The sequence below is a fragment of the Bacillus sp. AFS073361 genome (assembly GCF_002567005.1).
GTDB lineage: Bacteria > Bacillota > Bacilli > Bacillales > Cytobacillaceae > Neobacillus.
Genome location: NZ_NUZU01000135.1, coordinates 1 through 351 on the forward strand (window position 1 = coordinate 1; position 351 = coordinate 351).

Genomic DNA, 351 nt, shown 5'->3' on the forward strand with positions numbered 1-351 from the left:
GGCGGCAACCCCGCCAACTAGATGGCGGCAATGCACCCAACAAGATGGCGGCAACCCCGCCAACAAGTAGGGGGGAATCCCGCCAACAAGCTGGTGGGAACCCCGCCAACTTTCTTACAGGAGATTACACAGAGAGTACTCAGGAGAGTACACAGGAGATTACTCAAAAGGCCGATGAGAAAAATTCTGTGGATAACTTTTCGAAGGTTGAGCCCTGTCCTGATGACGAAAATCTGGCCCGATGGTTCTGGGCGAGAATTCTTGAGCTGCATGAACGGGCCGCTGAATACGACGGGATGCTGGCAAGACCAGAAGAACCCGACTGGCCAGCCTGGACAAACGAAATCCGTT

Annotated in this window: 1 protein-coding gene; it reads left to right on the plus strand. The window is 54.1% G+C overall.

What is annotated here, in order from left to right; translation table 11 throughout:
- Window positions 1-351 (plus strand): hypothetical protein (locus tag COJ96_RS29045; protein WP_218936534.1); only part of this gene is annotated, 351 nt, incomplete at both ends.